Origin of the sequence: Yoonia sp., assembly GCF_042093035.1 — a bacterium.
Lineage (GTDB): Bacteria > Pseudomonadota > Alphaproteobacteria > Rhodobacterales > Rhodobacteraceae > Yoonia.
Genome location: NZ_JBELFI010000125.1, coordinates 1 through 6,757 on the forward strand (window position 1 = coordinate 1; position 6,757 = coordinate 6,757).

Consider the following 6,757-nt stretch of genomic DNA (forward strand, 5'->3'; position numbering starts at 1 on the left):
TTCCGATCTAAAGGCCAGAAGGTCGTTACAGTCGCGCTATGACCTAGACGGCGGATGGTGTGCCCCCTACATCACCTGCAAGACAACATAAGAGACAGCACCGATGGCCAATGATGCTTTTGAAGATCTGGTTGAGACTTTTGAATTTCTCGACGATTGGGAGGACCGCTACCGCCATGTGATCGACATGGGCAAAGCGATGCCGCCGCTCGAAGACGCGCTGCGGGTGCCCGCGACAAAGGTTGATGGTTGTGCCAGTCAGGTCTGGCTGGTGCCACATATCAGCAATGGGGTGTTCACGTTTCGCGGCGAAAGCGACGCGATGATCGTGCGTGGATTGATCGCGGTTCTATTGGCCCTTTACAACGAACAGCCTGTTGAAGATGTGGTGAGAATTGACGCCGCCGCAGAGCTGGCGCGGCTCGGTTTGAACGATCACCTTTCAGCACAGCGCTCGAATGGATTGCGCGCGATGGTCGAACGCATTCAGCAAACGGCTGCGGCGGCCTAACCTTTCAAGGACGTCAGAGCTGGTGTTAAATCGCCATAGCCGGTGAAGCGCCGTTCAAAGATGAGGCCCAGCCTTTCGGCGCATTCCTGTGCCTTAACGGTGAGCGCAGCATCATCAGTTTGCGCCTGATAAACGAGCTTTTCGTAGTTGCCGAAATACATGTTCCGCAGGTCAGGATGACGCCCAAGGCCCAAAGGTTCCCAGACAAAGGCATCGAACTGGCGGACCAGAAAATCGGTCAGATAGAAGGCCGTGATTTCATCATGCGCCGTGAATGCCGCATTGCCCTCAAAGAAAGAATAGCAATGCGGGCCCACGACCATATTGACGCCCATGTCTTGGCAGGCCGCCTCCAACAGCCCGCCGGTACCGCAATCGGCGTAAACCACAAAGACCTGATCGTAGGCATGGCGATGCTTGGCGACAGCCTTGCGCACTTCCGGCACAATACGTTCGGGATGGTTGTGCAAGATGGCTGGCAGACATTGCAGATCAAGATGATCCAACCCATTGGCCGCTTTGATGGCAAGGATCTCACGGGCGAGTGCCCCGCAGGCAATCAACAAAACGCTGCCTTTGCCGCTTGCTGGCAATCCCGTGGTTGTCAGGGTCGTTTCAGGCAATTGCATGGGTGTCGGCCTATGGGCTGTCGTTTGCGCCAAAGCGTCGGATCAGGATCGACGCCAGCAACGTCACGGCGCTAATTCCGGCAAGGATAGCTACGGATGCGTTCGCAAAACCACCGGTCAACAGCACAACGCCAGCCACAGTCGCTGCGGCAAGGCCAATGACGGCAATCAGAATGAGCAATAAAGTTCTTAACGGCATGGCGGCCTCCTGCCTAACAGATAGGGGCGCCATGCGCAGATTTGAAGATCAGGCTGCCCCGGCACCCTGGTTATGCTTGCGGGCCATGAAAGTCTTGGCGGTTTCAACGGCGACGGCCGCATCACGACAATACGCGTCCGCGCCAATGGCCTTGCCGAATTCCTCGTTCAACGGCGCGCCACCGACCAGCACAACATATTCGTCGCGCAAGCCTTTTTCGACCATCGTATCAATCACGACCTTCATATAGGGCATCGTGGTTGTCAGCAGGGCAGACATGCCAAGGATATCGGGCTGCTCTGTCTCAAGCGCTTCGAGATAGGCCTCAACCGCGTTATTGATACCAAGATCAACGACTTCGAAACCCGCGCCCTCCATCATCATGGAAACAAGGTTTTTGCCGATGTCATGGATGTCACCCTTGACCGTGCCAATCACCATCTTGCCAACGCGCGGCGCACCTGTTTCGGCCAGAAGCGGCTTCAGGATAAACATCCCGCCTTTCATGGCGTTGGCGGCCAAAAGCACTTCAGGGACAAACAGAATACCGTCGCGGAAATCGTGGCCGACGATGGTCATACCACCAACGAGCGCCTCTGTGAGAATACGATAAGGGGGCCAGCCGCGCGAAAGCAGGATGTTCACACCCTCTTCGATCTCTTCCTTCATACCATCGTAAAGGTCGTCGAACATTTGGGCGACCAAATCTTCGTCGTTCAGTTCGGACAGGATGATGTCATCTTCTTCGTCGGACATGGTCAAAACCTTTTGTATTCGCGTGTTCCTACCTTACTGCGCTGATTTGTCTTTTTCTACCAGTTGATTTCCGACATTCACATAGACGGGAACGACTTTGGTTGCTTGTGTTCCCTGTATGTTCTAGGTTTCATTATGCAGGATTTGCCGCCCAAAAAACCACATAGGACACCTGGCCGCGCGGCTGGCTACGACCCCGCTGTGCGGTTCGATCGGTTCCAGAATGAGGCGATTGATGACGGTTGGGGCCGGGCTGATGAATTGCCGGTCTTACGTACAGAAGTACGTGATGAGAGGGCGCGAACAGTTATCACCAAAAACAGTTCTCCCGACTTGTCTTTTGACCGATCAATAAATCCCTATCGCGGGTGTGAGCACGGGTGCATTTACTGCTTTGCAAGGCCGAGCCACGCGTTTCTGGGGATGTCACCGGGTCTTGATTTTGAAACCAGGCTCATTGCGCGCCCCAATGCCGGTGCCCAGCTTGCGCGGGAGCTGTCCACGCCGCGCTATGTGCCCAAGATCATTGCGATCGGGACCAATACGGATGCCTATCAACCAGTTGAAAAGAAGCGGGAAATCATGCGGGATGTTTTGCAGGTCTTGTCGGATTTCAATCACCCGGTCGGGATCGTCACGAAGGGGACATTGATTGCGCGTGATATTGATCTGCTGGCACCGATGGCCGCAAGGGGCTTGGTGCGCATTGGGGTCTCAATCACGACGTTGGACCCAAAAATCGCGCGCTTGATGGAACCCCGCGTGCCGACGCCGCAGGCCCGGCTGAAGCTTGTTAAAACACTGACTGACGCGGGGATTCCGGTGCGGATCATGGTATCGCCCGTGGTGCCTGCGCTGACAGATCACGAGTTGGAAGCGATCTTGCTGGCGGGGCGCGACGCGGGTGCTGTTGCGGCGTCTTCGATCGTCCTGCGACTTCCCCGAGAGGTGGCTCCCTTGTTTCGCGATTGGCTTGAGACCCATTTTTCGGATCGCGCGGCGCGTATCATGGGCCGCGTGCGTGAATTGCACGGGGGAAGGGACTACGACCCTGAATTTGGCAAACGTATGGTCGGGCAGGGCGTGTGGGCCGAACTACTGCAGCAGCGTTTTCGGAAAGCCGCCCGCAAACTGGGACTGGATCGCAGTCTACCGCTTCTGCGCACTGATCTTTTTTGCAAGCCGCCGCAATGCGGCGATCAATTGAATTTATTCTAGAGGCCTGCGCGCGTTGCGCGCTTGGATGCCTCCGGCGGAGGTACTTTCGAACAAAAGAAGATCACCCCGCACCAACCCACGGGCCGGGCGGGGCTTCTCTTGTTACGGTCATCGGCTCCTCAGCCTGTACCGCCTGCCAATGATAATGGAACCAAGGTAAAGACTTGGTTAACTTCTTTTGTTTGTAAATATCTCGGGGGAGGCCGCAGGCCGGGGGCAGCGCCCCCTTTGCGGTCTAGCTTTTGCGCCGGCGTCCACGGCGCGGCGATGCTGCGGGCCCGGCCCCATCGGTACCGTCGGAAACAGAAGAGAATTCTCCGAGTGCTTTTGTGATGGTCTCCAGGCTTGGCGGCGCTGATTTCGGGCGGGTTTCAAGTGCGTGGCGCATCGCGCGCAGGTGTTCTGGCGTCGTCCCGCAACAGCCGCCGATAATCGTGGCCCCGCAATCGCGTGCCAAAACCGCGTAATCGGCCATCAGTTCCGGCGTACCATCATAGTGGATATGCCCGTCGTGGTATTTGGGTATGCCCGCATTTCCCTTTGCAATCACCGGCAAAGGATTGCCCGCCGCCTGAAACCCGAGAACGGTCCGCAATAAATCCGACGCGCCCACACCACAGTTTGCCCCAAAGGCAAGCGGTTGATGCGCGATTTTCCCAACCCGTTTGACCATTTGCGCGGATGTAATCCCCATCATCGTGCGCCCGGCGGTATCAAAGCTCATTGTGCCACACCACGGCATGTCGGCGCGCGCAAAGGCTTCTGCCGCCGCGATCAATTCTTCGATAGCGCTGATCGTTTCCACCCAGAGCACATCAACCCCACCGGCCTTTAGTCCTTCAGCCTGTTCGTGAAACATCTCTACCGCAATCTCGTGGGTCAATGACCCCATGGGTGCCATGATTTCACCCGTTGGCCCAACGGAGCCAGCGACCACAATCTTGCGCCCGGACGCATCAGCGACTTCGCGGCCCAGGCTGGCGGCCGCTTCATTCAACTCGCCCACGCGGCCTTCAGCGCCGTGCAGTTTCAACCGCGACGCATTCGCGCCAAAACTGTTGGTCAGGAAAATGTCACTGCCGGCGTCCGCAGCCCCTTTGTAAAGCGCGGTGATCTTCGCTGTTTCATCCACGTTCCACATTTCGGGCGCGTCACCCGACATCAGCCCCATATTGAACAGGTTCGTCCCGGTCGCCCCGTCGGCCATCAGCCAATCGCGGGTTGTGAGCAGTTCTGACAGTGCGTTTGTCATTTCTCAGGGTCCAATTCTTAGGCGTTTTCATAGGCGTTGCGAATCCCGTCTCATGTGATCCATGTGCGTGCAACGTCAGTTTTCGCATAACGATCATGAAGAAAACGCAAAAGCCGCCCCAAGGTCACGGCGCGGCTTTTGACGGGTCAATGGCGCTCGATCAGATTTCGTTCAGTATCTGGCCCTTTGCTTCAACCAGCATTTCGGCCATTTTCGCCCGAATTGTCGCTTCATCGGCTTTGGCGCCCAAATCACCAGCGAGCTTGCGGTAAACATCTTCGTGACCTGGTTCTTCAAAGTCGGCCTTTACGACTTCTGTCGCATATGCTGCCGCCTCTTCGCCTGATTTCCCAAGCAATTCTGCCGCCCAAAGGCCGAGCAATTTGTTGCAACGCGCCTCTGCCTTGAACTGCATTTCTGCATCATGGGCGAATTTGGTTTCAAAGGCGTTTTCGCGGTCGTCGAATGTGCTCATGAGATTGTCCCCGTGGTTTGAACCTGTTTGCACTAGATATGACCCTACAGGTGCTTGCCTGCAAGGGGGGCTTGCACTATCAGGCGCATTAAGACGCAGGCGCGACGCGCTGCGCATTTGCGTGAAGGGATCACGATGGCACGCCGCAAGAAGATTTATGAAGGCAAGGCAAAAATCCTTTATGAAGGTCCTGAGCCGGGCACATTGGTTCAGTATTTCAAGGACGATGCCACTGCCTTCAACGCAGAAAAGAAAGCCGTGATCGAGGGCAAGGGCGTGTTGAACAACCGTCTGTCGGAATTCTTCATGACTGGCCTCAGCCAGATCGGGATCCCGACGCATTTTATCAAGCGCCTCAATATGCGCGAACAGCTGATCCGGCAGGTTGAAATCGTTCCGCTTGAAGTGATTGTGCGTAATTTCGCAGCCGGGACAATGGCCGAGCGTATGGGACTGGAAGAGGGCGCAGCGCTGCCGCGTCCCGTGGTGGAGTTTTCTTATAAGGACGACAGCCTTGGCGATCCACTGGTGCCTGAGGAATACATCATTGCTTTCGGCTGGGCCTCACAGCAGGAGATGGACGATATCGTCAGCCTTGCCCTGCGCGTGAATGACTGGATGTCGGGCGTGATGTACGGGGTTGGCATCAAATTGGTTGATTTCAAAATCGAAGTAGGCCGGGTCTGGGAGAACGATTTTCCCCGTCTCATCCTTGCCGATGAAATCAGCCCCGATAGCTGCCGGTTGTGGGACATCGAGACTGGCCAAAAGCTGGACAAAGACGTGTTCCGCAGGGATCTCGGCAATCTCACAGATGCCTATACCGAAGTGGCGCGTCGCCTTGGCGTCATGCCCACGAATGTGACCCATACCGGCTCCAAGCCCACGTTGATAAACTAAAAGGACCCTTGCGATGAAAGCCCGCGTGCATGTGATGTTGAAAAACGGTGTTCTGGACCCGCAGGGGGAGGCGGTGCGCCACGCTTTGGGCACATTGGGTTTTGCCGGTGTCGAAGGTGTTCGTCAGGGCAAGGTGATTGAGCTTGATCTGGCCGATGGGACCTCTGAGGCGATGATTGGCGAAATGTGCGAAAAGCTGCTCGCCAATACGGTGATCGAAAGCTACCGCATCGAGGTGCTGTGATGCGCGCTGCGGTGATTGTCTTTCCTGGCTCCAATTGTGATCGCGACATGGCCGTGGCACTGGAAGCCGCAGGCGCCGACGTGACCATGGTTTGGCACAAGGATGCAAAACTGCCCGAAAACGTTGATCTGGTGGCTATTCCGGGTGGGTTCTCTTTCGGGGATTATCTGCGCTGTGGTGCAATTGCGGCCCAATCGCCGATCTGCAAGGCCGTGGTCGGTCACGCAGCGCGTGGCGGGTATGTACTGGGTGTCTGCAACGGGTTTCAGGTGCTGACCGAAACCGGCTTGTTGCCGGGTGCATTGATGCGCAATGCCAACCTGAAATTCATCTGCAAGACCGTTGATCTGAAAGTAGAAACATCCGCGTCGCCTTTTACCGAAGGCTATAAGGCAGGCGGGATTGTCCGCTATCCGGTTGCCCATCATGATGGTAATTACACTGTCGATCCTCAAACGCTCGCCGCCTTGCGCGGCGACGACCGCATTGCGTTTACTTATCGCGACAACCCCAACGGGTCTGTCGCTGATATTGCCGGTGTCTTGTCTGAAAACCGGCGCGTGCTGGGCATGA

The 6,757-nt window shown here is 56.3% G+C and carries 10 protein-coding genes; 5 read left to right on the plus strand and 5 right to left on the minus strand.

Going from position 1 to position 6,757, the window contains the following annotated elements; genetic code table 11:
* Positions 1-103: 103 nt before the first annotated feature.
* A complete protein-coding gene (locus ACFDSS_RS12700; RefSeq protein ID WP_375256104.1) occupies positions 104-511 on the plus strand; it encodes a SufE family protein in 408 nt (135 codons plus the stop codon).
* Here ACFDSS_RS12700 and ACFDSS_RS12705 read toward each other — a convergent pair.
* From ACFDSS_RS12705 to ACFDSS_RS12715, 3 genes are read right to left on the minus strand one after another with little or no spacing between them, the layout of a single operon-like run.
* Positions 508-1,140: a DUF1638 domain-containing protein gene (locus ACFDSS_RS12705; protein ID WP_375256105.1), complete on the minus strand. Its 633-nt coding sequence runs from the start codon at positions 1,138-1,140 to the stop codon at positions 508-510. The genes ACFDSS_RS12700 and ACFDSS_RS12705 overlap by 4 nt on opposite strands.
* 10 nt (positions 1,141-1,150) lie before the next feature.
* Positions 1,151-1,339 (minus strand): hypothetical protein, encoded by a 189-nt coding sequence (locus ACFDSS_RS12710; RefSeq protein WP_375256106.1) that lies wholly within the window; start codon positions 1,337-1,339, stop codon positions 1,151-1,153.
* A gap of 48 nt (positions 1,340-1,387) precedes the next feature.
* Positions 1,388-2,095 (minus strand): corrinoid protein, encoded by a 708-nt coding sequence (locus tag ACFDSS_RS12715; RefSeq protein WP_375256107.1) that lies wholly within the window; start codon positions 2,093-2,095, stop codon positions 1,388-1,390.
* 135 nt (positions 2,096-2,230) lie between these two features.
* Between ACFDSS_RS12715 and ACFDSS_RS12720 the strand changes: the two genes are divergently transcribed.
* Entirely contained in the window at positions 2,231-3,313 is a 1,083-nt protein-coding gene (locus ACFDSS_RS12720; protein WP_375256108.1) for a PA0069 family radical SAM protein, read from the plus strand.
* Between the two features lie 235 nt (positions 3,314-3,548).
* Here ACFDSS_RS12720 and bmt read toward each other — a convergent pair whose 3' ends face one another.
* Together bmt and ACFDSS_RS12730 are read right to left on the minus strand one after the other, a co-directional pair.
* Positions 3,549-4,565, minus strand: a complete 1,017-nt coding sequence (gene bmt / locus ACFDSS_RS12725) for a betaine--homocysteine S-methyltransferase (RefSeq protein ID WP_375256109.1) — start codon at positions 4,563-4,565, stop codon at positions 3,549-3,551.
* Positions 4,566-4,725: 160 nt separating this feature from the next.
* Positions 4,726-5,040, minus strand: coding sequence for a DUF1476 domain-containing protein (locus ACFDSS_RS12730; protein ID WP_375256110.1), 315 nt, complete (start codon positions 5,038-5,040; stop codon positions 4,726-4,728).
* Positions 5,041-5,175: 135 nt separating this feature from the next.
* Between ACFDSS_RS12730 and purC the strand changes: the two genes are divergently transcribed.
* The 3 genes from purC to purQ all read left to right on the plus strand — a co-directional run.
* Positions 5,176-5,940, plus strand: coding sequence for a phosphoribosylaminoimidazolesuccinocarboxamide synthase (purC, locus tag ACFDSS_RS12735; RefSeq protein ID WP_375256111.1), 765 nt, complete (start codon positions 5,176-5,178; stop codon positions 5,938-5,940).
* 13 nt (positions 5,941-5,953) lie between these two features.
* Complete coding sequence (purS, locus tag ACFDSS_RS12740; protein WP_375256112.1) at positions 5,954-6,184, plus strand: phosphoribosylformylglycinamidine synthase subunit PurS; 231 nt, start codon at positions 5,954-5,956, stop codon at positions 6,182-6,184.
* A partial coding sequence (gene purQ / locus ACFDSS_RS12745) for a phosphoribosylformylglycinamidine synthase subunit PurQ (protein ID WP_375256113.1) occupies positions 6,184-6,757 on the plus strand: 574 nt, incomplete at its 3' end. The genes purS and purQ, both read left to right, overlap by 1 nt.